Below are 271 nucleotides of genomic sequence, written 5' to 3'. Positions count from 1 at the left end.
AAGGTTCTGCTTCGTGCAGAACGCTGTGCATTGAGGATTGGTGGAGGATGACGGGATCGAACCGACGACCCCCTGCTTGCAAAGCAGGTGCTCTCCCAGCTGAGCTAATCCCCCAGTCACACATACTTCAGGGGGACTGCCCGTCACAGACAGTGGTGGGTCTGGATGGATTCGAACCATCGACCCCCGCCTTATCAAGACGGTGCTCTAACCGACTGAGCTACAGACCCCTGAGTCTGTCTTTCTTACAGCCGACAAGTGTGAGCGCTTA

At 56.1% G+C, this 271-nt stretch carries 2 tRNA genes; both read right to left on the bottom strand.

Going from position 1 to position 271, the window contains the following annotated elements:
- Positions 1 to 38: 38 nt before the first annotated feature.
- Positions 39 to 114: transfer RNA gene (locus tag AB4Y36_RS40540), tRNA-Ala, on the bottom strand.
- A gap of 39 nt (positions 115 to 153) precedes the next feature.
- Positions 154 to 230, bottom strand: a tRNA-Ile gene (locus AB4Y36_RS40535).
- Positions 231 to 271 lie beyond the last annotated feature (41 nt).

Origin of the sequence: Paraburkholderia sp. BR10936 (genome assembly GCF_040965735.1) — a bacterium.
In the GTDB taxonomy this organism is placed as follows: domain Bacteria; phylum Pseudomonadota; class Gammaproteobacteria; order Burkholderiales; family Burkholderiaceae; genus Paraburkholderia; species Paraburkholderia nodosa_A.
Note: the sequence above shows the minus strand (reverse complement) of the source record. Positions and strands in the feature narration are given on the sequence as shown.